Annotated in this window: 26 protein-coding genes; 12 read left to right on the forward strand and 14 right to left on the reverse strand. The window is 66.5% G+C overall.

Translation table 11 applies throughout. From position 1 onward, the window contains the following. Positions 1-106: 106 nt before the first annotated feature. The 4 genes from AB2M62_RS16495 to AB2M62_RS16510 all read left to right on the forward strand — a co-directional run bounded on the left by AB2M62_RS16495 (position 107) and on the right by AB2M62_RS16510 (position 1,889). Positions 107-550: a LuxR C-terminal-related transcriptional regulator gene (locus tag AB2M62_RS16495; RefSeq protein ID WP_404335538.1), complete on the forward strand. Its 444-nt coding sequence runs from the start codon at positions 107-109 to the stop codon at positions 548-550. 64 nt (positions 551-614) lie between these two features. Continuing rightward, complete coding sequence (locus AB2M62_RS16500; protein WP_404335539.1) at positions 615-977, forward strand: hypothetical protein; 363 nt, start codon at positions 615-617, stop codon at positions 975-977. 131 nt (positions 978-1,108) lie between these two features. Beyond that, positions 1,109-1,468, forward strand: coding sequence for a hypothetical protein (locus AB2M62_RS16505; RefSeq protein ID WP_404335541.1), 360 nt, complete (start codon positions 1,109-1,111; stop codon positions 1,466-1,468). A gap of 37 nt (positions 1,469-1,505) precedes the next feature. Further along, entirely contained in the window at positions 1,506-1,889 is a 384-nt protein-coding gene (locus AB2M62_RS16510) for a MarR family transcriptional regulator (protein WP_404335543.1), read from the forward strand. 15 nt (positions 1,890-1,904) lie between these two features. Here the strand turns inward: AB2M62_RS16510 and AB2M62_RS16515 are convergent, their stop codons facing one another. Together AB2M62_RS16515 and AB2M62_RS16520 are read right to left on the reverse strand one after the other, a co-directional pair. Continuing rightward, positions 1,905-2,522 (reverse strand): response regulator transcription factor, encoded by a 618-nt coding sequence (locus AB2M62_RS16515; protein ID WP_404335545.1) that lies wholly within the window; start codon positions 2,520-2,522, stop codon positions 1,905-1,907. Continuing rightward, positions 2,519-4,873 (reverse strand): PAS domain S-box protein, encoded by a 2,355-nt coding sequence (locus tag AB2M62_RS16520; protein ID WP_404335547.1) that lies wholly within the window; start codon positions 4,871-4,873, stop codon positions 2,519-2,521. Before AB2M62_RS16520 ends, AB2M62_RS16515 begins: the two co-directional genes overlap by 4 nt. A 156-nt stretch (positions 4,874-5,029) precedes the next feature. On the opposite strand from AB2M62_RS16520, the gene AB2M62_RS16525 reads away from it, so the two are divergent. The 3 genes from AB2M62_RS16525 (at position 5,030) to pdeM (ending at position 7,626) form a co-directional block, all read left to right on the forward strand. Beyond that, a complete protein-coding gene (locus AB2M62_RS16525) occupies positions 5,030-6,445 on the forward strand; it encodes a M20/M25/M40 family metallo-hydrolase (protein ID WP_404335549.1) in 1,416 nt (471 codons plus the stop codon). Between the two features lie 111 nt (positions 6,446-6,556). Continuing rightward, entirely contained in the window at positions 6,557-6,931 is a 375-nt protein-coding gene (locus AB2M62_RS16530; RefSeq protein ID WP_404335550.1) for a hypothetical protein, read from the forward strand. Between the two features lie 32 nt (positions 6,932-6,963). Continuing rightward, positions 6,964-7,626, forward strand: coding sequence for a ligase-associated DNA damage response endonuclease PdeM (pdeM, locus tag AB2M62_RS16535; protein ID WP_404335552.1), 663 nt, complete (start codon positions 6,964-6,966; stop codon positions 7,624-7,626). Between the two features lie 40 nt (positions 7,627-7,666). Here pdeM and AB2M62_RS16540 read toward each other — a convergent pair whose 3' ends face one another. Then, entirely contained in the window at positions 7,667-8,392 is a 726-nt protein-coding gene (locus tag AB2M62_RS16540; RefSeq protein WP_404335554.1) for an SDR family oxidoreductase, read from the reverse strand. Positions 8,393-8,536: 144 nt separating this feature from the next. On the opposite strand from AB2M62_RS16540, the gene AB2M62_RS16545 reads away from it, so the two are divergent. After that, positions 8,537-9,475, forward strand: coding sequence for an AraC family transcriptional regulator N-terminal domain-containing protein (locus tag AB2M62_RS16545; RefSeq protein WP_404335556.1), 939 nt, complete (start codon positions 8,537-8,539; stop codon positions 9,473-9,475). On the opposite strand, the gene AB2M62_RS16550 is transcribed toward AB2M62_RS16545, so the two are convergent. From AB2M62_RS16550 to AB2M62_RS16575, 6 genes are all read right to left on the reverse strand, one after another. Further along, positions 9,434-10,105: a GIN domain-containing protein gene (locus AB2M62_RS16550; protein WP_404339990.1), complete on the reverse strand. Its 672-nt coding sequence runs from the start codon at positions 10,103-10,105 to the stop codon at positions 9,434-9,436. The two genes, AB2M62_RS16545 and AB2M62_RS16550, sit on opposite strands and share 42 nt — an antisense overlap. A 61-nt stretch (positions 10,106-10,166) precedes the next feature. Continuing rightward, positions 10,167-10,817, reverse strand: a complete 651-nt coding sequence (locus tag AB2M62_RS16555) for a GIN domain-containing protein (protein ID WP_404335558.1) — start codon at positions 10,815-10,817, stop codon at positions 10,167-10,169. A 110-nt stretch (positions 10,818-10,927) separates the two neighbouring features. Beyond that, positions 10,928-11,461, reverse strand: coding sequence for a CarD family transcriptional regulator (locus AB2M62_RS16560; protein ID WP_404335560.1), 534 nt, complete (start codon positions 11,459-11,461; stop codon positions 10,928-10,930). Positions 11,462-11,719: 258 nt separating this feature from the next. Continuing rightward, the gene (fdxA, locus tag AB2M62_RS16565) at positions 11,720-12,058 is read right to left on the reverse strand and encodes a ferredoxin FdxA (RefSeq protein WP_404335561.1); all 339 of its coding nucleotides are present in this window, start codon (positions 12,056-12,058) and stop codon (positions 11,720-11,722) included. A 45-nt stretch (positions 12,059-12,103) separates the two neighbouring features. Continuing rightward, positions 12,104-12,409, reverse strand: a complete 306-nt coding sequence (locus AB2M62_RS16570) for an RNA-binding S4 domain-containing protein (RefSeq protein WP_404335563.1) — start codon at positions 12,407-12,409, stop codon at positions 12,104-12,106. Continuing rightward, positions 12,402-14,876, reverse strand: a complete 2,475-nt coding sequence (locus tag AB2M62_RS16575) for a helicase-related protein (protein ID WP_404335565.1) — start codon at positions 14,874-14,876, stop codon at positions 12,402-12,404. The genes AB2M62_RS16570 and AB2M62_RS16575 overlap by 8 nt, the downstream gene beginning before the upstream one ends. Before the next feature lie 254 nt (positions 14,877-15,130). Here AB2M62_RS16575 and AB2M62_RS16580 point away from each other — a divergent pair, with 254 nt between their 5' ends. Further along, entirely contained in the window at positions 15,131-16,627 is a 1,497-nt protein-coding gene (locus tag AB2M62_RS16580; RefSeq protein WP_404335567.1) for a M23 family metallopeptidase, read from the forward strand. 82 nt (positions 16,628-16,709) lie between these two features. On the opposite strand, the gene AB2M62_RS16585 is transcribed toward AB2M62_RS16580, so the two are convergent. The 5 genes from AB2M62_RS16585 to AB2M62_RS16605 form a co-directional block, all read right to left on the reverse strand. After that, positions 16,710-18,380 carry an ATP-binding protein gene (locus tag AB2M62_RS16585; protein ID WP_404335569.1) on the reverse strand — a complete coding sequence of 557 codons (1,671 nt, stop codon included), beginning with the start codon at positions 18,378-18,380 and terminating at the stop codon, positions 16,710-16,712. Positions 18,381-18,449: 69 nt separating this feature from the next. After that, entirely contained in the window at positions 18,450-19,172 is a 723-nt protein-coding gene (locus AB2M62_RS16590; RefSeq protein WP_404339991.1) for a TIGR02186 family protein, read from the reverse strand. Between the two features lie 35 nt (positions 19,173-19,207). Next, positions 19,208-20,122 carry a sulfite exporter TauE/SafE family protein gene (locus AB2M62_RS16595; protein WP_404335571.1) on the reverse strand — a complete coding sequence of 305 codons (915 nt, stop codon included), beginning with the start codon at positions 20,120-20,122 and terminating at the stop codon, positions 19,208-19,210. A gap of 49 nt (positions 20,123-20,171) precedes the next feature. Then, positions 20,172-21,191: a hypothetical protein gene (locus tag AB2M62_RS16600; RefSeq protein WP_404335573.1), complete on the reverse strand. Its 1,020-nt coding sequence runs from the start codon at positions 21,189-21,191 to the stop codon at positions 20,172-20,174. After that, entirely contained in the window at positions 21,188-22,543 is a 1,356-nt protein-coding gene (locus AB2M62_RS16605; protein ID WP_404339992.1) for a glycosyl transferase family protein, read from the reverse strand. The genes AB2M62_RS16600 and AB2M62_RS16605 overlap by 4 nt, the downstream gene beginning before the upstream one ends. 208 nt (positions 22,544-22,751) lie before the next feature. Between AB2M62_RS16605 and AB2M62_RS16610 the strand changes: the two genes are divergently transcribed. From AB2M62_RS16610 to AB2M62_RS16620, 3 genes are read left to right on the forward strand one after another with little or no spacing between them, the layout of a single operon-like run. After that, positions 22,752-23,636, forward strand: a complete 885-nt coding sequence (locus AB2M62_RS16610) for an aldose 1-epimerase family protein (RefSeq protein WP_404335575.1) — start codon at positions 22,752-22,754, stop codon at positions 23,634-23,636. Positions 23,637-23,653: 17 nt separating this feature from the next. Beyond that, entirely contained in the window at positions 23,654-25,237 is a 1,584-nt protein-coding gene (locus AB2M62_RS16615; RefSeq protein ID WP_404335577.1) for a peptide chain release factor 3, read from the forward strand. A gap of 36 nt (positions 25,238-25,273) precedes the next feature. Continuing rightward, entirely contained in the window at positions 25,274-25,705 is a 432-nt protein-coding gene (locus AB2M62_RS16620) for a hypothetical protein (protein WP_404335579.1), read from the forward strand. Positions 25,706-25,713: the final 8 nt, after the last annotated feature.

The raw sequence follows: 25,713 nt of genomic DNA on the forward strand, positions 1-25,713 counted from the left end.
GCCGCATCGACGCCAGCGGTTTCCCTGGCCGAACCGGAGCGTTACCTTGCGGCGTTGCTGCAAGCCGGTCAGGGGACCGACTGCCAGTTAAGGATGCCGCATCTCGATGGACGCGATCACTCGCCTGACCGAACGCCAGAAGGATTGCCTCCGTCTGGTCGGCCAGGGTTACACGTCGAAGCAGATTGGACCCCAGCTCGGCATCACCCACATAACCGTCGACAACTATATCCGCGCGGCGCTCGACCTGTTGCAGGTGGAGAACCGCGCCGAGGCGGCGCGCCTGCTGCGTACGCACGAGCTAGATCAATCGTTGATCCATCAACCGCAGCCCCTTGCCGCCATCCCCGCCGCGACGCCAAGCCCGGCGCAGACGGAAGAGGGCAGCCGCTCCTGGCTCAGCCGCCTGGTTCCGCCGCTGGGAGGACGACGCAATAGCCGCACACCCGAAGGCAAGGTGCTTGCGATCCTGGGGGTCGCGGTGCTGGGCCTTTCGACGCTGATCATCCTGACGATCGCCGTCGCAACGTTGTTCTGGCTGCTGCGCTAGCCCTTCTAAACCACTGCCACTGATTTGCGGGCGAGGAGCATGCGCTTCTGGCCGGGGGAAACATATGTTCGATATTCCGGTTGCCGCCGTTCCCGTCGTCGCGGACGAGACCCGCACAATGCTCCACGCCACCGATCGCGCGCTGCTTGCGCATGCCAGTCTGCTGACCGCAGTGATCGAAAGCGCGCAGACCTCCAACCTGCCGATCGGTGTGACGCAGGCGCTTTATTCGCGGATCATGGCGCAGGGCGGCAAGCTGGTCGAAGGCCGCGAGGATCTGCGCGGACTGATCGCGCAGCTCACCGCAGTCAAGAATCGCAGCAATCAGAAGGAAGTGGCGACCGGCTGCCCCAACGGGCTGCCCGACGCGGCGACCTTCTTCACCGAGGCGAAGCTAGGTTCGCTGGCGCAGGACGACCGGGTCTGAACCCAAATACGCTTGACCTGGGGAGGGTCGCGATGCTCGGCAGGGAAGGTGGATGTGGCGCTTCTCTTTGGGGGCTTGTGCTCCTGTGCTGCGGTTTTGCAGTGCTGTATGGCGGAAACGCCGGGCGGCGCGTGGCGGCGATCTATGTGCTCGCGTGCATCGCGACTTCCCTGGTGACGCTGCGGGACGTCGACTGGGTGCATCCGCACCTGCCGGCATTCACGGTCGACGTCACGCTGCTCCTCGCCTTGTTCTGGATCGCATTGCGTTCGGACCGGTGGTTTCCAATCTGGTTCACCGGGCTGCACCTCGTCGCGGTTTCAGCGCATCTCGCGAGCATCGTCGCACCCGGGTTTTCGCCGAAGATATATTTCATCGTTCAGGCCTTCTGGTCGGTGCCGATGCTGTTCACGCTCGCGCTGGGCGTGGCACTCGATCGCTGGGCCGGGCTCACTGATGCGCCGCGAGTCTCCGCGCCCGACCGCGTTTAAGCCCGCGCGCCGACCATCAAAATTCGAGGAAATTCGCGTGGAAGATCGCAAGGGGACGCCTGCGCCCAATCATGGAACGCTCATCGCGCTCGCGAAACACTATCTCGCGCAGCGCCGTCAACGCGACCGCTATTTTCCCGGCACGCTCTTCGCCGACCCGGCATGGGACGTGCTGCTCGACCTATATGTCGCCGGACTGGAGAACCGGCGGGTGAGCGTATCGAACGTCTGCCTCGCGGCCGCCGTCCCCACCACGACCGCGCTGCGCTGGATCGGGCTGCTCGAGGAGGAAGGGCTGGTGCAACGCTTCGACGATCCTGGCGATCGCCGGCGCGCCTATCTGCAACTGGCGCCGCACGCATCCAATTCGGTGCGCGACTGGCTGCTCAACACGTTCGGCAGCGCGGGGGCGACGCAGTGAACCAACGAACCCGCCTCACACTTCCCCGACTATACCAGCGGCAAACGCGATGCGCAGCACATCGGCCAGCGTCTTCGCCTCAAGCTTCTCCATCAGATTGGCACGATAGATTTCGATCGTGCGCGGGCTGATGCCGTGGTCGTTCGCGATCACCTTGTTAGCGCGGCCGGCGATCAGCCCGTCGAGAACGTCGCGCTCGCGGGGCGATAGCGCTGCAACGCGCGTGCGCGCTTCATTCTCGCGCTCGGCGATGGCGTTGGTTTCCTCGATCCGTGCGAAGCCGTCATCGATCAGCCCGAGCAACTCCTTGTGGTCGAAGGGCTTCTCGACAAAGTCGATTGCGCCCGCCTTCATCGATTGCACCGCCAGCGTCATGTCGCCCTGCCCGGTGATCACCACCGCCGCCGAGCGATTGCCCGCGGCTTCCAGCGCGCGGAGCACGTCGAGCCCGGACGCGCCGGGCATGTGCATGTCGAGCAGCAGCACGCCGGGAGGCAGATCCTCCAGATCGGCGAGGAACGCGTCGCCGCTGGCGAAGCTGCGGATCGCGACATTCTCCAGCCTCCCGAGCAGGCTCAGCATCGACGCGCGGATATTCGGATCGTCGTCGACAATATAGATGGTTCTGGTCACGGCATCCCCCCTGCGTCCGCCATTTGTGGTCTTGGAAGCGTGAACGCGATACTGGCGCCGCCCGAGGCGCGATTGGTGGCAGTCAGCATACCGCCATGGGCCTCGACGATGCGCTTGCAGATCGACAGGCCGATTCCCATGCCCTCGTCACCCTTGGTCGAGACAAAAGGCATATGGAAATCGGCAAGCGTGGCCTTAGGAAAGCCGGGTCCCTCATCGACCACGCACAATTCGAGCGCCTCGTCGTCGACGACCCGCGCCGAAATGGTGATGCGGCGGCGTGCCCGCGGCAGATCGCGCACCGCCTCGGCACTATTGCGCAGCAGGTTGACAAGCACCTGCTGCACCTGGACGCGATCGGCGAGCATATGATCCGCGCCCGGCGCAACGGTATAATCGACATCGATCTGATGCTGGTGGTTGCCCACCAATCCCAGCGCGATCGCGTCGCGGATCGTCGTCTCGACCGGCTCGATGCGCAGATCGGCGCTGCCCTTGGCGAGGAAGTCGCGCAGCCGCCGGATGATCTCGCCCGCGCGCAGCAATTGCCCGCGCGCCGCGGCGAGCAGCTTGGCGAGTTCGGGATCCTGGATGTCCTGCTCGACGATCATCTCGGCCGCGCCGAGGAAATTGGTCCCCGCGGCGAGCGGCTGGTTGAGTTCGTGCGCGAGCCCCGCGGCGATCTCACCCATCGCGGTCAGCCGCGCGCTGTGCGCATATTCGTCGCGCAGTGCCTCAAGCCGTTGCTCGGCGGAGACGCGCTCGCTGATATCGCGGACAAAGGCGATGAAGATCCGCGCGTCGCGCGACCAGGCCTCGCCGACGGTCAATTCGATCGGGAAGACTTCGCCGCCGGCGCGGCGCGCAGTGAGGGTGACGGCACGCCCGACCATGCCGGGCGCGCCGCTCCTGAGATAGCGCGCGATCTCCCCCGCGGGCCAGTGCGCCAGTTCGGGCGGCATCAGCGTCCCCACGTCGCGGTCGCGCATCGCGTCGGCGGCAAAGCCGAACATCCGCTCTGCGGCGGGGTTGAAACGGCGAATTGCGCCCTGCTCGTCGACGACGATCATCGCATCGGGCACATTTTCGATGATGGAGCGCAATTGCGCCTGATTAGTTTCGAGCTCTGCCTGGCGCTCGTCCCGTTCGGTGACGTCCAAATTCATTCCAACTACGCGGATCAACGCCCCTGCTTCATCATAGAAGCATCTGCCGGATCCTTCAAATGTATGCACCTCGCCATCGACCGCATTGAGGCGATAACGGAAGGTGAAATGATCGCTGCGCCGGGCCGCAGCGGCAGCGATCCGCTGCTCGATGACGCGACGATCATCGGGGTCGAGCATCGCACGCCACTGGTCGAGCGTGCGCATGCCGCCGGGCGCCAGCCCGATCCGCATCTCGGCGTTGGGCGTCCAGTCCAGCGTGCCGTTGCGCAGATCCCAGTCGAAGCTGCCCGCTCCCGGCGCCTCGATCGCCAGCGCGAGCCGCGCCTCCTTGCGGGCCAGCGACTGATAGTCGCGCGCAAGCCGCCAGATCGCCAGGTTGAACAGCACGGCAACCGCGGCAAGATTGGTCACCGAGAGCAGAATGTCGGCTTGGAGCGCGGCGCGATAGCTCAGCAGCGGCCGCATGAAGGCGAGTATGAAGCGATCGGCAGGGACGAGCACGGCCAGCGGCAGGCAGATGCGCACCGCGCGCCAGCCGACATTCTCTGCCGAAAAGAAGCTGCTCTGGATGCCGCGCCGCCGCCAGCCCAACACCCCGAGCGCCATCATCGCAAAGGCCAACGCACTGCCGACCGACCCACCGAGCGACGCCGCGCGTGCCACTGCGGCGCCGTGTGTCACCAGCAGCGCGAAATCGACCCCGGAGACTGCCAGGATCGTGCTGGCCAGCGAAAGGATTGCCTGATCGGCCCAAGGCTGCTCGCCGCGCGCGACTAGCCCGAGCAATCCGGTCAGGCTGATCGACAGCGCCGGCATCGCGCCGAGCATCCACGCCTCGAACGCGGGCGGCCCGAGCAGCTCGCGCGCGCCCGCCCCGCCCAGCGCATCGCCAGCAAGCCGCAACAGCACCGCCAGGAACGATGCCAGTCCGAACAACGTCAGTGCCGCGAGCAACACGCCGCCCGCGCGGCTGGCGAAACGCAGCCAGCCGAACAGTACCGCGCTGAGCACCAGGCAGCTCGCACTGGCGAGGACTCCCGGCGGCGGGCCATCGGCGGAGAGCGCGTTGGAGAACGGCGCGTCGGCGAAAGCGACGAGGCCGACCAGCAGGGCGCCAAGCAACAGCACATCGGAAAGCGATGTCGTAAGCCAGGTCCTGGTGGCAGCGATCCTTGCGCGCACGCGAGCTCCCCCTGCGAAAGTCTACGCATTAGCGCAGGTAATCAAAGCGCTATTTTGCGCCTCCGCCGATCCGCATGCGGGGCAACCCATTGCGGGACAAGGCGTACCCGCCGGCGCGGTCTTGCCCCTCGCGGCACGCAGGACTAGGGCTCGGCGATGACCCAGCACACCGATTTCGACTCCGCGCTCGACCATGCCGAAGCGCATCTCGACGACGCGCTCGACCGGCTGTTCGCGCTGATGCGCGTCCCCTCGATCTCCACCGATCCGGCCTATGCCGAGCATTGCCGGCACGCCGCGCAACTGCTCTCGGACGAGCTGGCCGAGCTCGGCTTCGATGCCCGCGTCGCGCCGACCCCGGGCCATCCGATGGTCGTCGCGCACCATGACGGCGACGGCCCGCATGTGCTGTTCTACGGCCATTACGACGTCCAACCGGTCGATCCGCTCGCGCTGTGGCGCCGCGATCCGTTCGATCCGGTGCTCGAGACGCGCGACGACGGCTCGAAGGTGATCTTCGGCCGCGGCGCTTCGGACGACAAGGGCCAGCTGCGCACCTTTGTCGAGGCGATCCGCGCGTGGAAGGCGACCAGCGACACGCTGCCGTGCCGCGTCACTATCTTGTTCGAAGGCGAAGAGGAATCGGGCTCGGAGAGCCTCGAGCCCTTCCTCCGTGCCAATGCCGAGGAGTTGAAGGCCGATTTCGCGCTGATCTGCGACACGTCGATGTGGGATGTCGCGACGCCGGGGATCACCGTCGGCCTGCGCGGCATGGCCGCCGGCCAGGTCACCGTCCACGGCCCGTCGCGCGACTTGCATTCGGGCCTCTATGGCGGCCCCGCGCGCAATCCGATCCAGCTGCTCACCCGCATCCTCGCCGATCTCAAGGACGATCAGGGCCGCGTCACGCTCCCCGGCTTTTATGACGGGGTGCACTCGATCGATCCCGGCGTGCAGAAGAGCTGGGACGCGCTCGGCTTCGATTCCGGCCAGTTCCTCGGCGATGTCGGGCTCAGCGTCCCCGCGGGCGAAGCCGGCTTCGGCGTGCTCGAGCAGAGCTGGGCGCGCCCGACGGCTGAGATCAACGGCATCTGGGGCGGCTATACCGGCGAGGGTTTCAAGACCGTGATCCCCGCTCAGGCCAGCGCAAAGGTGAGCTTCCGCCTGGTCGGCGATCAGGATCCCGACCAGGTGTGGAGCGCATTCGAAAACCACGTCCGCGCGCATCTCCCCGCCGATTGCAGCGCCACCTTCAAGGTGCGCGGCGGATCGAAGGCGATCAGCCTGGCAAGCGACAGCCCGCCGCTCGCCGCCACCCGCGCCGCGCTCGATGCCGAATGGGGCAAGTCGGCGCTGCTCGCCAGCGGCGGATCGATCCCCGTGGTCAATTCGATCAAGACCATCCTCGGCATGGACAGCGTGATGGTCGGCTTCGCGCTCAACGACGACAATATCCACTCGCCCAACGAGAAATATGACCTCAACAGCTTCCACAAGGGCATCCGTTCCTGGGTGCGGATCCTTGGCCGGCTGGGCGCGCTCGCCGCTACGAAAACCGCGGTTCCGGCCTGATCCCGGCTACCCCCGCGCGGCGCGATCGGCTAGGATCGCACGATGCGGGCGGGGCAGCGTCTTCGAGTGGGATTTTTGGCGTGCGGTTGCGCGCTGGCGTCGGCATGCGGCGTGAGCGAATCCGCACCCACAGGCAATGCTTCGGCGAAGCAGACGGCGGGCGCAGCGCCCGCCGCCGCGGTTGCCGCGGCTCCGCCCTTGGCCGAATGGCTCGTAGGCAGCTGGTCGTTCGAGACGAGCTGCGCGACCGATTTCATTGCGCATTTCGATGCGGATGGCCGGGTCAACAATGGCGGCGAGGTCGGCCGTTGGAAGATCGACGGCGACCGCGTCACCGAGACGATCGCCGAGCGGCTCGACAGCGGTAGCGAGGCCCCGGTCGCGGTCAGCCCGCCGCTGGTGCGCAGCTACAGCGTTACGCGCAGCGATGCCGGCAATGGCGTGATCACCATCGACGGCCGCAAAGTGCCGATGCATCGCTGTTGACAGCGGCCCCGCCCAGGCACGATAGCCGATCCATGGTTCCCCTTTCGTTCGCAGGCCATAGCCTGATGGCGCTCCCCGAGGGCGCGCTGTTCTGGCCGGCGCGTCGCGCGCTTCTGCTCGCCGATCTGCATTTCGAGAAAGCGAGCTGGTTCGCCAAGCGCGGCCAGATGCTGCCACCCTATGATTTGATCGCTACGCTTTCCGGCATCGCCGCGCTTGCCGACCGCACCCAGGCGCGCGAGCTCTGGTGTCTGGGCGACAGTTTTCATGATTCGGCGGGATGCGAGCGCCTGCCCGAAGATGCCCGCGCGCTACTCACCCGGCTGACCGGCGCGCTCGACTGGCGCTGGATCACCGGCAACCATGATTCGCTGCTGGTCGATCACTGCGGCGGCACGATCGACGAAGAGGCGGAAGTCGACGGCCTCGTGCTGCGACACGAAGCCGATCCGCGCGAGCCACGTCCGGAGCTTTCGGGCCATTTCCATCCCAAACTGCGCATCACGGTCCGCGGCCGTCAGGTCGCCCGCCGTTGCTTCGTCGCCACCGCGACCAAGCTGATCCTGCCGGCCTATGGCGCGCTCACCGGCGGCCTCGACGCGCACCATCCCGAGATTGTCCGCGCCGTGGGAAGCCAGGCCCAGGCATTGGTCGCGCTCGAGGACCGGCTGCTACGTTTCCCGATCGCGGCTTGAAAGCCTCCGGAAGGGCCTGCGCCTGCCCGGAGGCGTTTGCTCACATGCCCGCGGCGGTGGGGCGGACAATCACTTCGTTGACGTCCACACCCTCGGGTTGCTCCAGCGCATAGCGGATCGCGCGCGCAATCGCGTCAGGGGTAAGGGCCTTTTGCCGCCACAGCTTGAGGCTGGCGGCGACTTCCGGGTCGGTGATGTCGTTGCCGAGTTCGGTCGCGACGACGCCGGGGGAAATGACCGTCGCGCGGATGTCGTCATGCTCCTGGCGCAGGCCCTCGGTGATCGCCCAGACGGCATATTTGGTGGCGCAATAAACCGCTGCGGTTGGCAGCACGAGGTGCGCGCCGATCGAGGCGACGTTGACCACTTGGCCCCCGCCCCGCGCGACGAAACGCGGCAGTACCGCAGCGATGCCATTGAGCACGCCATGGATGTTGACGTCGATCATCCGCGCCCATTCGTCGCGTTTCAGCGCCGCGAGGGGCGACAGCGGCATGACGCCGGCATTGTTGATCAGCACGTCGATTTGCCCGAATGCATCTTCGGCGGCGGCGGCGAAGGCGTCGAAGCTCGCCGCGTCGGTGACGTCGAGTTCGCGCCAGGCTATCTGCGTGCCGAGTTCGTCCGCCAGTGCCTTGAGCCGGTCGCCGCGGCGTGCGCCGATGAAGAGCTTCGCCCCTGCTTGAGCGAGTTCGCGAACGGTGGCCTCGCCGATTCCGCTCGACGCGCCGCTGATGAGAATGGTCTTTCCGCTGATGCCGGTCATGGTCGCTTCCTTCTGGTTGGCACCGCGGAAATGGGGCATCCGGAACGCGGAGGGGTAGAACGATCATGCGGAGCAATTGCCTGATCCTCCGAATGTCTGCGAGAACACTTGCGACCGCGTAGCGATTGGGCAAATGCCGACCGCATGGACAGGATCGCAGATCTCGCCGCTCTTCTGCTGCGGCACGGACCTGAATCGGGGATGGCTGGGACCGCCGCACCGCGACTTTCACTAATCCGCGCCGATCGTCCCACCGAGCCGGTACCATCGGTTTATGAAGCTTCACTTTGCCTGATCGCCCAAGGATCCAAGCGCGTGTCGCTCGGCGATCACAGCGTGGTTTATGATGCGTCGCGCTATCTGCTCGTCTCAGTCGATCTGCCTCTGGTCGGGCACGTCATCGATGCGAGCCCAGCCGCGCCCTATTTGTGCTGCAAGATCGATTTCGACCCTGCGGTGCTGGCCGATCTGTTGGTCGAAGAGGGTGCCCCCTCCCCCAAGACGGACCTGCCGGTGCTCGCGGTCTATCCAAGCGATCCCGATCTGATCGACGCCGCATGCCGGCTGGTGAAATTGCTGGACGAGCCCGAAAGCATCTCCGCGCTGGCCCCGCTGATCGAACGCGAGATTCTGTATCGACTGCTGAAGGGTCCGCACGGCCCGATCCTGCGGCGCATGGCGGCGGCGGACAGTCATCTGAACCAGGTGAGCCGCGCGATCGCAAAGATTCGCAGCGGCTTTCACGAACACTTACGGGTCGATGCCATCGCCGCAGCGGCAGGAATGAGCGCGTCGTCGCTGCACGCCCATTTCAAGCAGATCACCCGGATGACCCCGCTGCAATATCAGAAGCAGCTGCGTCTGCAGGAAGCGCGGCGGCTGATGTTGGCCGAAGGCGCCAATGCCGGGACGGCGAGCTTCGCGGTGGGCTATGAAAGCCCGTCGCAGTTCAGCCGCGAATACCGCCGGCTTTTCGGCGCGCCACCCGCCAGGATATTGAGCGCCTCCAGACCGGCGAGGCTTATGTGGCGGCAGTCTAGGCTAGCGCCGGACAATCCGCCCGTCGCAACTGATCGGCCCTGAGCCGCTGAGCGTGCACTCGGGCTTCCCGGCGATATTGATCCCGCCAGTGCCGAGCGCAGTCGCGCGGGCGGTGTAGCGGACCGTGGCGCTGATCGTGCCCGTGCCTTCGGACGAGAGCACCGCATCGTTGGCGGTGAGGGCCTGCGCATCGATCGAACCCGTGCCGATGTTGCGCAGCCGCAGCCGCCCGACGGTGCCGGCAAGGCGGATCGCGCCGGTGCCGGTGAGCGCTGCTCCGAAATCGTCGGCGACGAGCGATTCGACCTCGAGCGATCCCGCGCCGTTGACGCTGGCGTCGGCACGCGCGCCGCGCATCTCGCTGATGCGGAGCTTGCCGCCGCCGCTGACCAGCACGGTGCGCGGCGCCGGGCCGGAGACGAGCACGCGGGGCAGCGTATCCCCTGCGCTGGCGCGGCCGAGCGTGCCCGCGCTTACGATCAACGTGCTGCCGTCGACGCGGACCGAAACATGGTCGAGCGACGATGCCGTGCCGCTCGCCGAGGCGTGCGGCGAGCCGATCGACAGCGCGACGTCATAGGGTCCCTCGATGCGGACACGCTCGAAGCTGCCGATGTTGAAGCCGCGCTCTTCGGGCGCTGGAGCAGCGCCGAGGAGCGGAAGCGCGAGCACAAGGGTCAATCGAGACATCGCGTCACGATGCGCCTGCTGCCCGCGCTTGTCCAACTCGGGCTCAGCTGCAGTTGGCGTCACCCGAACCCACGCTGCTCACCGAGCATTTCGCGCCGCCAGTCAGCGTCACGTCACCCGATCCGACCAGCGATACCGAGGCCGCACCCTTGACGACGCCGGTCAAGTTACCCGACCCGGCGATCGAGATGTCCGCGCTGCTCGCCGGCAAGCCCGTAGCGTCGATGTCGCCCGACCCTGCGATAGAGGCATCGAGCTTGGCGATCGTGCCAGCCGCCTTGATGCTGCCCGAGCCCGCGATCGCCAGATCGAGCGCGTCGCCCTGGATCCCCGAAAGATCGAGATCGCCCGATCCCGAGGTGCTCGCCGACGTCAGCTTGGGCAGCACGACATGGACGCGCGCGCCCTGGTCGCTGCCGCTGCTGCCCTGTTTGCGACCGACGCGCAGCGCGCCATCGTAGACGCGAATGTCGAGTTCATCGAGCGCCTTGGGATCGCCCTCGGCGCTGACCGAGAAGGCATTGCCGATCTTCACGTCGACATCGTCCGACCCGCGCAGGTCGACCGAGGTGAAGCCGGTCGCAGTGTAGCTGCGCGAGGCGCCGCTGCCGCTCGCCGGCGCGGTCTCGCCCTTTTCCCAGTTGGATTGGCATGCTGCCAGCGGCAGCGTCGCGGCGATCAGCAACATTCGCATGGTCTCTCCCTATGTGTGTTGTTTGTACAATACACTATATGAGGCGCAAGGAAAAGGGGCGCGCCCACTTCGGACACGCCCCTTTCGAAATCCACAAGGTCACGCCTAGATCAGGCGGGAACCTTGTCCTTGTTCCACACCGCTGCGGCCTTGCGCAGGATGTCGAGCAGCTTGAGCAGCGCCGCCGGCTCGTCAGTCTCTTCCATCGCGGCCAGTTCGCGCGCGAGGCGCGAAGCGGCAGCTTCGAAGATCTGGCGTTCCGAATAGCTCTGCTCGGGCTGGTCGTCGGCACGGAACAGGTCGCGGACCACTTCGGCGATCGACACGAGGTCGCCCGAATTGATCTTGGCTTCATATTCCTGGGCGCGGCGCGACCACATGGTCCGCTTGACCTTGGGCTTGCCCTTGAGCGTCTCGAGCGCTTCCTTAAGCGTCTTGTCGCTCGACAGCTTGCGCATGCCGACGCTCTCGGCCTTGTTGGTCGGCACGCGGAGCGTCATTTTCTCTTTTTCGAAGCGGAGAACATAGAGCTCGAGCTGCATGCCCGCAATTTCCTGCTTCTGGAGCTCGATCACACGGCCAACGCCGTGCTTGGGGTAAACGACATAATCGCCGACATCGAAGGACAGCGCCTTTGCAGCCATGTGCGAAGAACCTTTCGTGATAACCGGCCCCGAACAAGTGCGGTTCCGGCCCGAGAGCGTTGCGGCTTCGGGCTGGTGGTTCGGGACAACTTCCTGTGCGTCTCCAGGCGAAGGCAATTCTTCGCCTTCGTCGCCGCCGATTTAACACGGTTGCAATAAAATTACCAGCCATAGGCCATCGCTGCGGCGCAGAATCTGCCCGCGTGCGTAATTTTTTAGCAATGGCGCCCGCTAAAGGGCTCGAATGCCGTCACCCGGTCAGGAGCCGGTCCCCGGATTGGGCGAGAAATACTTGTCGAACTTGTCGGTCTCGGCCTTCATCGCATCGGCGTCCGCCGGGGCATCGCCCTTCTGGGTGATGTTGGGCCATTCCTCCGAATAGGTGCGGTTGAGCTCGAGCCACTTCTCCAGCCCGTTTTCGGTATCGGGGAGGATCGCCTCGGCCGGGCACTCGGGTTCGCACACGCCGCAGTCGATGCACTCGCTGGGATTGATGACGAGCATGTTCTCGCCTTCGTAGAAGCAATCGACCGGGCACACCTCGACACAGTCCATGTACTTGCACCGGATGCAGGCGTCGGTGACGACATAGGTCATGGTCGGGGGTCCTCGGGGCCTTGAAACGAGCGAAACTGGCCCCTGCTATGCCCCGGGCTCGGGCGCGTCAACGGGCTTGGGCGTATGGATTTCGAGGGGCGTGTAAAGCGTTGCTGCCTCGTCCGGGGGGCCGCGGCGCCGCGGCAGCGCCTCAACGCGCAGCGCGCGGACCTTGCCGTGGAGCGGAAATACGATCACCGATCCGATGCGCACCGGCGCCGCCGATCGCTCGATCCGCCGCCCGTCGAGCCTGAGCGTGCCCTTCTCCGCCATCGCCTGCGCGGCGCTGCGCGTCTTGGCGATCCGCGCGAACCACAAGAAGCGGTCGAGGCGGATCGATTCGTCAGCCATGGCGCAGCGCGGCGAGCACCGCGAACACATTGTCGCTGGGCGGCGCCTTGGGCTTGGCGGCAGGCGTAAGCCCCTGCCAGATCCAGCGCGGCGCAGTGCCTTCGGGCACCCGCGCGGTGCGAAAGCCGAGTTGCGCCATCAGCCGGGCAAGCGTCTCGGGAGTCAGCCCCATCGAGGTCGCCAATGCCGGGTCCGGGGCGAAGGGTTTGCGGCCCTGCCGCGCCTCATGCGCGGCGCGCGCGATGCGCTCGACTAGATCGACGCGCACCGCCTGCGCGCCCAGCGGGCGAAAGCCATGCACGAGATCGGCGCCCGGCGCGCTGCGCGGCAACACCGTGGCGCCTTCGCGCGGCGCATCGGCCAGCCCCATCAGGTCGCGCCGCCAGCGCGCTGCGCCGGGCTTGAGCACGGCGGCCGCGAACAAGTCGAGCGTGCCGATCGTCACGCCGATCTTGCGCAGCCGATGGCGCGCGTCGGCGTCGAGCGCGTCGACCAGCGCCCCTGCCGCCCGGCGCGGCAGCAGCCCGCCGGCCTCGAGCAGCGCGTTGGCGATCGCCCGCAAAGGCGCCCCGGCAGCCGGGTCGCGCGTTGTCGCATCCAGCCGGGCGAGCACGGGGAGATGCTGCGCCAGCCGCGCGGCGAACCACGCGTCCAGCCGTGCCTGCACTGCCTTGCGGGTCGCCGCGTCGAGCACATCGAGCGCGCGATCGAGCACGATCCTGGGGCGCGCCAGATTGGGCCCGGGCTTGCGCTCGGCAACGGCAACCCCCTGCCAGGTCAGCTGTGTGCCCGCCAGCGCAAGGCGATCGTCTTCCGCCGCGGCCAGTGCCGCGCCGCGCTTGCGATATTCCCCTGCGAGACGCTTCTCCGCGGCGGCAAGCAGCATGCGCTTGTCGGCGGCCCGCGCATCGGGAGCGACGGTGAAGCGGAAGCCCTCCAGCGTTCCCAGCGGATGGTCCTCGACGCTGACCTCGCCCTCGGGCCCGATCGTCACCGGCAGTTCGCCGGCGCCCGCGCCGATCTGGCGCAGCAGCACGGTGGTGCGCTTGTCGACGAAGCGCTGGGTAAGGCTGGCGTGGAGCGCGTCGGAGAGCTTTTCCTCGATCGCGCGGGTCCGCCCGGCCCAATGCACCGGGTCCTGCAGCCAGTCGGCACGGTGGGCGATATAGGCCCAGCTGCGCGCGGCGGCGATCCGCCCGGCGAGCGTCTCGACATCGCCGCCCATATTGTCGAGCCGCTGGATCTCGTCGGCGAACCATTGGTGCGGAACATGGCCGTTGCCCTCGGACAGATGGCCAAACAGCCGCCCGACGAAGCGGGCGTGGGGATCGACGCCGAGCTTGCGAAAATCGGGCAATCCGCATGCCGCCCAGAACCGCGCCACCATTGCCGGCGAACGGACGCGCGCGCGCACCCAACCCTCCTCGGCCAGGCGCTTGAGCACGGCGAGGTCGACCGCCTCGGGCGCGGCACGCAGCACCGGGCTGTGCGGCCGCGTCTCGAGACTCTCGATCAGTGCGTCGATCGAGGCGAAATCGGGCTCGCCTTCGCGCCAGTAGAGATGCTCCAGCCGCGGCACCTGATGCGCCTCGATCGCCAGCACTTCCTCGGGCGCGAACGCGCTCGGCCCGTCCTCGTGCAGCGCGCCGAAGGTGCCGTCGCGTTGGTGGCGACCGGCCCGCCCGGCGATCTGCGCCATCTCGGCGATCGTCAGCCGGCGCTGGCGGCGTCCGTCGAACTTGTGGAGCGAGGCGAAGGCGACGTGCGCCACGTCCATGTTGAGCCCCATGCCGATCGCGTCGGTGGCGACGAGATAGTCCACCTCGCCTGCCTGGAACATCGCGACCTGGGCGTTGCGCGTGCGCGGGGAGAGCGCGCCCATCACCACCGCGGCGCCGCCGCGCAGCCGGCGCAGCGCCTCGGCAACGGCGTACACTTCCTCGGCGCTGAACGCGACGATCGCGCTCCGCCTGGGCAGCCGCGAAAGCTTCTTGGCGCCGGCATAGGACAGCGTCGAGAAGCGCGGCCGGCCGATCACTTCGGCCTCGGGCACCAGCGCCTTGAGCATCGGTCGCAGCGAATCCGCGCCGAGGATCATCGTTTCCTCGCGGCCGCGCGCGCGCAGCAGCCGATCGGTGAAGACATGGCCGCGCTCGGGATCGGCACCCAGCTGCGCCTCGTCCAGCGCGACGAACGCGACATCCCGTTCGAGCGGCATCGATTCGGCGGTGCACAGGAACCAGCGCGCCTTGGGGGGCAGGATTTTCTCCTCGCCGGTGACGAGCCCGACCTGCTCGACGCCCTTGATGGCGACGACGCGGTCATAGACCTCGCGCGCCAGCAGCCGCAGCGGAAAGCCGATCATGCCGCTGGCATGGCCGCACATCCGCTCGACCGCGAGATGGGTCTTGCCGGTGTTGGTGGGGCCCAGCACGGCAGTGACGGGAGAACGTGCGAATTGACTCATTCTGCCGCACAAGATCGTTCCGCTTCGCCCCTTAAGCAACTCCCCTTGGTTGCCCGAATCGCTTAACCATGTTGATTTAGGCCAGAAACTTGGTGGATCCAACCCTTTATCTCGGGTGTGGCACAGGTCACCGCAACACGTGCGTCGTCGCGGGGTGCTTAATTTGACTTTAAGACCTGTACTACAGAGTGAGTACACCTCGGCCGGGGGTGACGGCGGACACCATAATCCACGTTTTGGGGAGGCATTCCGCCTTGTTCCTGCGCGATGATCATGGCCTGGATTTCGGAGGCGGCGCCGCCACGGCGCTGCGCAGCAACGTGCCCGCGCTCGTCCCGCAAAAGCGCACTGGCTGGAAGGCGCTCAAGCATCGCCTCGCCGATTTCGATTTCGCCCCCGATCTCGGCGCCCGCATCGGCACGCTGACCTGGTATCGCGGTGCTGCGACCTGCGCCGGGCTTTGCGCGCTGACCTGGCTGCTTTCGCCAGGCTTTGAGAATCCCATTTACGGCAATGTTCCCGCGCCGCTGACCGGCGTCGAGTTCGATGCCGCGCGCGCCCAGGCGATCAAGCCGCTCGGCCAAGGCGGCGCCAGCGGCTACCATCTCGCCGCGAACCGTTTCGTCGCGCCGCTTACCGACACGCCCGAGCGCCCGATCATCAATCTCGATGCCAAGCTCGCTTCGGGCGACGCGCTGCTCGGCGTGCTGCGCCGCTCGGGCGTCGGCGAGGCTGATGCGCGTCAGGTCGGGACGCTGGTCACCCAGGCAGTGGCGTTCGATCAGATCCAGCCCGGCACCATGCTCGACATCACGCTCGGACGCCGCCCCGACAAGGGGCAGCCGCGCCCGCTCGAGACCATGGCCTTCCGCGCCAAATTCGATCTCAAGCTCGAAGTCGCCCGCAACGGCGGCGCGCTTTCGCTCAAGCAGATCCCGATCGCGATCGACCGCACGCCGCTGCGCATCCAGGGCACGATCGGCTCGTCGCTCTATCGCTCGGCGCGTGCCGCCGGCGCGCCGGCCAAGGCCGTCGAATCCTATATCCGCACGCTCGCCAGCCGCATGCCGGTCTCGCGGCTCGGCTCGGACTGCAAGTTCGACATCATCGTCGGCCAGGCCCGCGCCGAAACCGGCGAAGTCCAGCTCGGCAGCCTGATGTATGCCGGGCTGAGTGGCTGCGCGAACAAGATGCAGCTGCTGCCGTGGGAATCGAACGGCAAGATGGATTGGTTCGACGGGTCGGGCCGCGGCAGCGACAGTGGCGCGATGGCGATGCCCGCCGCCGGCCGCTTCTCGTCGGGGTTCGGCATGCGTCGCCACCCGCTGCTCGGCTATGTCCGCATGCACAAGGGCGTCGACATTGCTGCCGCCTGGGGTTCGCCGGTCTATGCCGCTAGCGAGGGCGTCGTCCAGTTTGCCGGCCGCAGCGCGGGCTATGGCAATTTCATCAAGGTCAATCACGGCAACGGCTTCGGCACCGGCTATGGCCATCTCAGCCGCATCCTCGTCCATAATGGCGAGCGCGTGCGCCGCGGCCAGCAGATCGGCGCGGTGGGGAATACGGGCCTGTCGACGGGCCCGCATCTCCATTACGAGCTCTACAAGAACGGTGTCGCGGTGAATCCCCGCTCGGTATCGTTCACGATCGAGCGGCGCCTGAGCGGCGGCGATCTCGGTGCTTTCCGCGCCAAGCTCGGCCATCTCCTCGCCGTCCCGATCGGCCACGGCGCCCAGAAGGACGAGGACTGACCGTCCTGCGCGACGCAAGCTAGAAACAACAAGGGCGCGGCATCCCTGCCGCGCCCTGGTTTTTGCCGCTGCCAAGCCGGCGTTATTTCCCCTGCGAACGCCAGCGCTTGATCGTGCGCTCGAGCATCTGATCCTCGCCGCCGGTCTCCTTCCATAGCTCGGAGAAGCGCGGGTCTTCGGACGCCGGACGCTTGTTGGGCTCGAGCGAGTCGAACAGCAGGCGGATCGGCGTCGCCACGCCTTCGCCCACCGCGATGCATTCTCGGTTTCGCAGCGCCGGGATCGAATCGAGGAAGCCGCGTGCGCCTTCGGGCATGGCTGCCTTGACGAAGGCCTGATCGCGCTCGTTGTTGAGCCGCATCGCCAGGATCGTTCCGCACTGCGAGAGCACGCCTTCGGCAAGGTCCGAAGGGCGCTGGGTGATCAGCCCCAGCGAAACGCCGTATTTGCGGCCTTCCTTGGCAATCCGGCTGAGGATGCGGCCAACCGACGAGCCATCGGCATTGCGCTCGTTGGGGACATAGCGATGCGCCTCCTCGCAAACGAGCAACACCGGGCGCTTGGCCTCGCCGCGCGACCAGATCGCGAAGTCGAACACCATCCGGCTGAGCACCGCGACGACGACCGACGTGATCTCGCTCGGCACGCCCGACACGTCGATGATCGAGATCGGCTTGCCGTCGCCTGGCAGGCGGAAGACGCGCGCGAGGAACTGCTGCATCGTATCGGCGACGAGCATGCCCGAGAACATGAAGGTGTAGCGCGGGTCGGCCTTGATCTCGTCGATCTTGCCGCGCAGCCGGAGGAATGGCGCCGTGTCGGTCGCCTTGTCCATCTTGCCCATTTCGAGCTGGAGGATCTGAGTCAGGTCCGACAGCAGATACGGGATCGGCGCGTCCACGGTGAGCTTGCCGACTTCCTGCGCCAGCCGGTTCTTGCTCTTGGCGAGCAGCAGGCATCTGGCGAGGATATCGGCATCGACCTGACGCGCCGAGCCCTCGGTGGTGAGGAACACTTCGCAATGCTCCTCGAAGTTCATCAGCCAATAGGGCATCTGCAGGTTCGAGACGTCGTAGAGTGCGCCATTGGTCTTGAACGCCGCCGAATATTCGCCGTGCGGATCGATCATCACGATATGGCCCTGCGGCGCGAGCTCGCAGATGCGGTGGAGGATCAGCGCGGCGCTGGTCGACTTGCCGGTGCCGGTCGAGCCGAGCAGCGCGAAATGCTTGCCAAGCATCGCGTCGATATAGAGCGCTGCGCGGATGTCCTTGGTGGGATAGACGTTGCCGATCTCGATATGCGCGCGGTCATCGGCGGCATAGATCTGCTTGAGGTCGGCGGTGGTCACCGGAAAAACCGGGCAACCGGGCGTGGGATAGCGCGTCACGCCGCGGCGGAATTTGTAGAGCTTGCCGGTCAGCCGCTCCTCGTCGCCCTCGCCGAGAAAATCGACCTGGGCGATGATCCGATCGCCGCTGGCGTCAAGCTTGAGTGCGCGGACATTGGCGATCAGCCAGGTGCTGCCGACGCGCATCTTGATCTGGCTGCCGACCTGGCCCGAATTGGCGATCGCGGCATCGGTGCTGGAAAGCAGCGCCTCGATCTCGACGGGATCGAACATCACCGCGCTCGACGAGCCGGCGATTTCGAGCACGGCGCCGATAGGCCGCGCAGGAGTGCGGGCCGGCATTTCACCCGTCGGAATAGGCGCCGCGCCTTCGAAACCGCGCGCGCCAAACTGGCCGTCCATGCACAACTCCCTTTTCTTCCCTCCCATCATGCCGGCCGGAAGTAAAAATAGAGTGTGCTGCCGGGTCCGTTAGAAGCGCCGCCAGATCGCGCCGGCGCCCCAGCCGAACAATACCGAAAGCGCGACTGCGACGAGCCCGTACCATATGGAATGCTGTTCGGCCGACTGCGCGACAAACCGCTCAAACCCCGATTTGCGAATGTCGAGCGTGCGTACGGCGGCGGCGATCACGCGTCCGTCGCGGATCAGGAAAGTCTCGGCAGTGAAGCGGCCTACCGGCACGCGCGCCGGAATCGCCAGCCGGGCGCGATACAGCACGCCATCGGTAATCTCGACTGCCCCCGGCGCCTCGTAATAAAGGCCGGAGCGCGCGCGGAGATCGACCAGCCCGGCATCGAAGCGCGCCTGCACATCGGGCACCGCGCTCGATGCGGGTGAAAGCTGGAGGCTATCGATCCCGAGTTCGTAGATCGCGCGGGTCCGCTCATCGACGATGCTGCGTATCGGCCGAGACGAGGCGACCGCGTAGAAGCTCGGCGCCGAGCGATAGCGCATCCGTTCGGCATTGACCCAGATCCCCGCCACCTTGGCCTTTTCGCGGACGAGCACCGATTGGGTGGGCCCCTTCACCACCACGACAATCTCCGCGGGCTTTTCGCCACGATCGGGTGCACGGCCGCCCGGATAGAGGATCGCGCCGAACAGCAACAGCTCCGCGCCGGTAAACGAATAGGCGATCTCGATATTGCGCTGTGAGACGTCGGGCACGAGTACCGGCTTGGCCTGTCCCATCAGCAGCGGGGCGGCGAGCAGTGTCAACCACCTCTTCACCCCAGCGTGACCGTGTAAATCTCGTCCGGCCGCCAGGCCAGCCCAAGCAGCATGCGCAGTGCTACCAACAACACGATTACCGCCAGGATCAAACGAAGATATTCGGGCTTGGCCCTTTGAGCGAATTGCGCACCCAGTTGCGCCCCGACGACCGACCCGAGCAGCAGCAGCGCGGCAAGCACGATATCGACGGCCTTGGTGGTGGTCGCATGCGCCATCGTCGCAACCGCGGTGGTGAACAGAGTCTGGAACAGCGAAGTGCCAACGACCGTCTGCGTGCCCATGCCGAGGATGTAGAGCATCGCTGGGACCAGGATGAATCCACCGCCGATCCCGAGCAGCATCGTCAGGATCCCGGTGAAGACCCCGAGCAACAGCGGCGCCAGCGGCGATATGTACAACCCCGAGCGATAAAAGCGCCAGCGCAGCGGCAGCATCGCGACGAGCGGGTGATGCCTGCGCTTGCGTGGAGTGGGCGGACGGGCACCACGCGCCACGCGCACCGCGCCAACCGATTCGCGGAACATCAGCGTGCCGATCGAGCCGAGCATCACGACGTAGAGAATCCCGATTACTGTATCGATCGCACCACTGGCCTGGAGCACCGTGAACAGCCACGCGCCGGCGACGCTGCCGATCACGCCGCCGACGACGAGGACCGCACCCATGTGAAGATCGACGCCGCCGCGACGAAAATGCGCGAACACGCCCGAGACGCTGGCTCCGGTGACCTGGCTTGCCGCCGAGGCGGCTGCCACGGTGGGCGGGATGCCATAGAAAATCAGTAGCGGAGTAGTGAGAAACCCGCCCCCCACGCCGAATATGCCGGAGAGCAGCCCCACGCCGAGCCCGAGCGCGACGATGACCAGCGCGTTGACCGAAAGATTGGCGATCGGGAGATAGAGATCCATCGACTGCAGGCGATAGCGCGGTTGCGCGGGTGCGCGAAAGGGCGCTGCGTCAGAAATCGCTCCCGAGCACGAGCGCCAGCCCCGATCCGGGCCGTGCATCGCCGGCGACGCGCTGGCGCCAATCGATCGCGAGGCGGACATTGGCCTTGCCGACCGGCAGCGCGAGCGTTGCCGAGGGCCCAAGATCGAGCCGCGCGGCATCACGTTGCGCCGCGCCCCAGCCGCCGATGCCGAGCGCGAGTTCGGCCCTACCCGCGCGCGCGATCGATCGCGTCGCGCGGGCGGCGGCGTCGACATAGGGTTCGGTGCGGCTGCGTTGAATTGCGCCCGCCTGGCCATAGGCTTCGAGCCGGAAGCGCGCGGGCAGGCGCGTGTCGATCCCGGCAATCACCCCGATGCCCGAACCGCCCTTGGTGCCATCCAGCCCAAATCGCTGTTCGGCGACGAGTCGCACCGGCGCCGCGAAGGGTTGCCACTCGATCCCCGCTGCCGCCTCCCGCCCCTTGCCTTCCAGCGGCGTGGTGACGCGCCCGAACAGCGCAACGCGCGCACGCGGCAGGGCGAGCCAGGTGACGCGCACGCCCGCCTGGCTCCCGCCGAGCTGGCTGGCGCCAGGTGCCGCGCCAAGCCCGGTTCCCGGCCGCAGCGCCAGCCAGGCGCTCGCCGACCAGCGCGATGCGAGCGGCGCTAGAGTAGCGACGGCCTCCGGCATGTTTTGCACAGGCATGGCCTGGCCAGCGCCGTAGCGTCGCTCCGGACCAGCCTGGACATGGCCGCGCGTTGCGCGCTGGAGCACCGGCGAATCGGGCGAGCGCTGGTCCGGCTCCGGGGTGGCCGCGACCGCGACCCGCCGGCGCGCCGGGATGGCGATGCGCACACGCGGCGCACTGCGCACGACAAGCACCGGGTGCGCCTCCGCTTCGGCTCCAGGTACCCCGGCAAACGGCGCGAGCACGCGGACCGCGTCGGGAATCGATGTCGCGCTGGGCCAGAGCAGCACTGCGCGCATCGTCACCCAGCCGAACAGCAGCACCGCCAGAAACCGAAACGGGCGGCCCTGACCGCTCACGCGGCCTGTTCGGGAAACTCGTGGGCAGTCTTGTCCCAGCGCACCACACCGCCGGCCAGCAGCCCGACATACAAGAACAGCGCCCGCCGTGCCGCCAGCAGCGCGATATAGTTGCCGACGAACACGCGGGGGACGGACAGACCAGCCTCCCGCCATCCATACGCGCGACCGACGAACGCCGCGCGCACCACGGTCCGCCAGCCCAGCAATGCCAAATTGGCGAGCAGCACGATACGCAGCCCCGCCGAGGGTTCGGGCACGGAGCCGCCGCCCGCCAGATGCAGCGCGCTCGAAAGGCCCCACAGCACGAGCGCGCAATATGCCAGCACGAGCACCGGAATCGCCAGCGTCGCGCGGCGATCGCGCATCCGCATCCAGTGATCGCCCAGCCGCGTCGCCTTGGCCCAGCCGGTCCGGTCCCAGCCGGCAAGCGCGATCCCGGTCATCCAGCGCGCCTTCTGGCGCACCGCGGCGTGCAGCGTATCGGGAAAATAGGCGCGGACCGCGACCAGCGTGCCGGTGCGGAGGTCTTCGACGCGCGCGAGCACCATGGCCGCCTTGGTAGCGCCGATCGTTAGGCCGAGCTCGTAATCCTCGGTGAGGCTGCTTGCGTCGAAGGGATGGCCGCCGCGCGCCGCGGCAATGCTATCCAGCATGTCGCGGCGGATCGCGCACCCGACTCCGGCAAGCGGCAGCGCCGCGCCGACCGCGCGGCGGACCAGCAGTTGCTTGCCATGCGCCTCGGCGAACTCGTCGAGATAATGCCCGGACACGAAGCGCGAGCGCGGATGCGGGAGCGGCAATACCGGAAGCTGCACCGCGGCGTAGCGGGGAAGATAGTGCGCGAATACCGTCAGCTCTTGCGGGTGGACGAGGTCTTCCGCGTCATGGAGGATGATCGCGGCATGACGCCGTCCTTCGCTCGCTTCATCGCGGCGCAGCGCGCGCCATAGGCCGTTGAGGCAATCGGCCTTGGTCGTAGGGCCCGGCACGTCGCCTATCACCAAACGGATGCGCGGCTCTTCGCATGCGACCTCGGCAACCGCCGCGATCGTCGCGGGGTCGTTGGGATAGGTGCCCACATAGAGCCGGTAGTCGGGATACTCGAAGCGATCGAGGGCCGTGCGCAGCATCGATCCGATCACCGGCGATTCGTCCCAGGCGCCAATAAAGATTGCCAGCGGCAGAGTTTGACCAGTTGCCAAATCGGCGGGGTCCGTGAGCACGGCGCCGAACAAATGAAGAACGCGACGTCGTAACAATTGCGCCGCGTAAATCACGTCCACGATCAAGTCATCAATGCCGGCAATCAGAAACCATATGGCCGCGAACAAGGTGGATTCGCGCATCATCGCATCGACTGCGGCAATCAAATTTGGCCAATGCCCCACGCCGATTCCCCCGATTCGGAGTATTACTTATCGTTTACTACCAACAGGATAATCAAGCTGCGATGGAAATTGGGCAAGAAGCCTCCGAATCGGATTCAATAACGGGCGCGTTGCGCCAGGCCGCGGACCGCCATATCTCGCGAACAGGCCGAATGCGGAGAGATGCGCGATGCACAACGACAACATGATCGAGATCGCCTCCGACGGGCTCACCGCGATCATCAACCTGTTCGGTGCCGAACTCAGCCACCTGCGCGACCGCGAAGGGCGCGAGCTGATGACCAATGCCGACCCGGCCTATTGGAGCGGCCGCGCGCCGCTGCTCTTCCCGATCGTCGGCCGCCTCGCGGACGATCATTACACGCTCGACGGGGCCGACTTTGCGATGCCCCAGCATGGCTTTGCCCGGCGCGAGATGTTCAAGCTGGTCGAGCACGCCGCCGACCGGGCCAGCTTTCGCTTGTCCGACAATGCGCGGACCCGCTCGGTCTATCCCTTCGCCTTCACGCTCGACGCCGCATACATGCTTGCGGGCAAGACGCTCACCACCGAGATCACCGTAACCAACAGCGGCGATGCGCCGATGCCGGCGAGCTTCGGCTTTCACCCCGCCTTTGCCTGGCCGCTGCCGTTCGGCCATGCGCGCGCCGAACATCGCATCCGCTTCGACAAGCCCGAGCCCGGCGAACTCGCGACGATCACTCCCGAAGGCTGGATCGCGCCGGAAGGCCGACCAAGCCCGCTCCAAGACGGCCGCACGCTCGCGCTAGACGACACGCTGTTCCAGCACGGTGCGCTGGTCTGGGACAGCCTCGAAAGCCGATCGGTGCGCTATGACGCCGGCGAAGGCCCGGCGCTCGAGATCGATTTCGCGGGACTTCCCAAGCTCGGCATCTGGACCCGTCCCGGCGCGCACTTCGTCTGTGTCGAACCCTGGCACGGCATTGCCGACCCGGTCGGCTTCGAGGGCGAGATCTGGGACAAGCCGGGCATCCTGCGTTTCGCGCCCGGCGAAGCGCGCAGCTTCAGCATGGAGGTGACGCTAACCGATTGAACCGCTACAGGCCCGCGATGCCTTCCGACACCGAACACACTAACGACCGTCGCACCTTCGCGATCATCTCGCACCCTGACGCCGGCAAGACCACGCTCACCGAGAAGCTGCTGCTGTTCGGCGGCGCGATCCATCTCGCCGGCGAGGTCAAGGCGCGCGGCGCAGCGCGGCGCGCGCGATCGGACTGGATGAAGATCGAGCAGCAGCGCGGAATCTCGGTCACCTCGAGCGTGATGACCTTCGAGCGGGAGGGCATCACCTTCAACCTGCTCGACACGCCGGGCCACGAGGACTTCTCGGAAGACACCTATCGCACGCTCACCGCGGTCGATTCCGCGGTCATGGTGATCGACGTCGCCAAGGGCATCGAAAGCCAGACCCGGAAACTGTTCGAAGTCTGCCGGCTGCGCAACGTGCCGATCATCACCTTCGTCAACAAGGTCGATCGCGAAGGCCGCGAAGTGTTCGACATCCTCGACGAGGTCGCCAACCTGCTCCAGCTCGACGTGACGCCGATGACCTGGCCGGTCGGCATGGGCGGCGCCTTCGAAGGCATCTATGACCTCGCCAACCATCGCCTGCTGCTCCCCGAAGGGAACAGCCGCGAATTCCAGGGCAAGGTCATCCAGACCAGCGGGCTCGACGATCCCCAGCTCGATGCGATCCTCGACGCCGATAATCTCGCCAAGCTGCGCGAGAATGTCGAGCTGGCGCAGGTCGGCTATCCAGAGTTCGACGGCGAAAGCTATCGCAATGGCGACCTGACTCCGGTCTATTTCGGCTCGGCGCTCAAGGAATTCGGCGTCGATTCGCTGATCGAGGCGCTGGCGAGCTTCGCCCCGCCGCCGCGCGCCCAGCCCGCCGAGCCCGCCCCGGTCGAGCCGACCCGCGACGAAGTCACCGGCTTCGTGTTCAAGGTCCAGGCGAACATGGATCCCAACCACCGCGATCGCATCGCGTTCATGCGGCTGTGCTCGGGCACCTTCAAGCGCGGCATGAAGCTCACCCCCACCGGGCACGGCAAGCCGATCGCGATCCATTCGCCGATCCTGTTCTTCGCCCAGCAGCGCGAACTGGCCGACGAGGCGTTCCCAGGCGACATCATCGGCATTCCCAATCACGGCACGCTGCGCGTGGGCGACACGCTGAGCGAGCGCGCCGACATTCGCTTCACCGGATTGCCCAATTTCGCGCCCGAAATCCTGCGCCGCGTCGCACTCAAGGACCCGACCAAGACCAAGCAGCTGCGCAAGGCGCTGGACGACATGGCCGAGGAAGGCGTGACTCAGGTCTTCTATCCCGAGATCGGATCGAACTGGATCATCGGCGTCGTCGGCCAGCTCCAGCTCGACGTGCTGCTCAGCCGGCTCGATGCCGAATACAAGGTCGCCGCCGGACTGGAGATGGCGCCGTTCGAGACCGCGCGCTGGATCTCGGCCGAGGACCCCAAGGACCTGCAGGAGTTCATCGGGCTCAATCGCGGCGCGATGGCCAAGGACCGCGACGGCAATCCCGTCTTCCTCGCCAAATCGGCCTGGGAAGTCGGCTATATCGCCGACCGCTATTCGAAGGTGAAGTTCGCGGCGACACGCGAGCGGTAGCTTGCGAGCGATCCGTGGCAAGAGTAGCGCTGCGCGATGCGAACGCATCTGGCCGGGTTGTTGGTAGCATTGGTGCTCTTGCCGGACGTGAGCTTGGCTCAGACCGGGCCGGGGAACGCGTCTTCAGTGAATCATGGTGGCCGCGCCTTCGGGCGCGTCGAAAAACTGGAAGGCGTGTACTTCACCAATTTCGAGAACAGCGTTTTCACGCCCTGCGCTGGACCGGCATGCGAGGCATGGGCGGATAAGATCGGGTACAATGTCGATTGCCGACCCGAGTTGTGCGCCGAGTTGGAGCGGCGAATTGTTGCACTGAACGGCTCGCACGACACATGGGCGCTATTTGCGGTGACCTTCTATGGCCGCAGAACGACCCGCACGTATCCCAAGACAAGCTTGCACGATCGCGGGCAGTCGTTCCTTCTGGAGCACGTCGGCGACTTCCGGCTGCTCGAGATGCAGAACTGAAGCGACGG

The sequence above is a fragment of the Sphingomonas sp. MMS12-HWE2-04 genome (assembly GCF_044881185.1).
Classification (GTDB): Bacteria; Pseudomonadota; Alphaproteobacteria; order Sphingomonadales; family Sphingomonadaceae; genus Sphingomonas.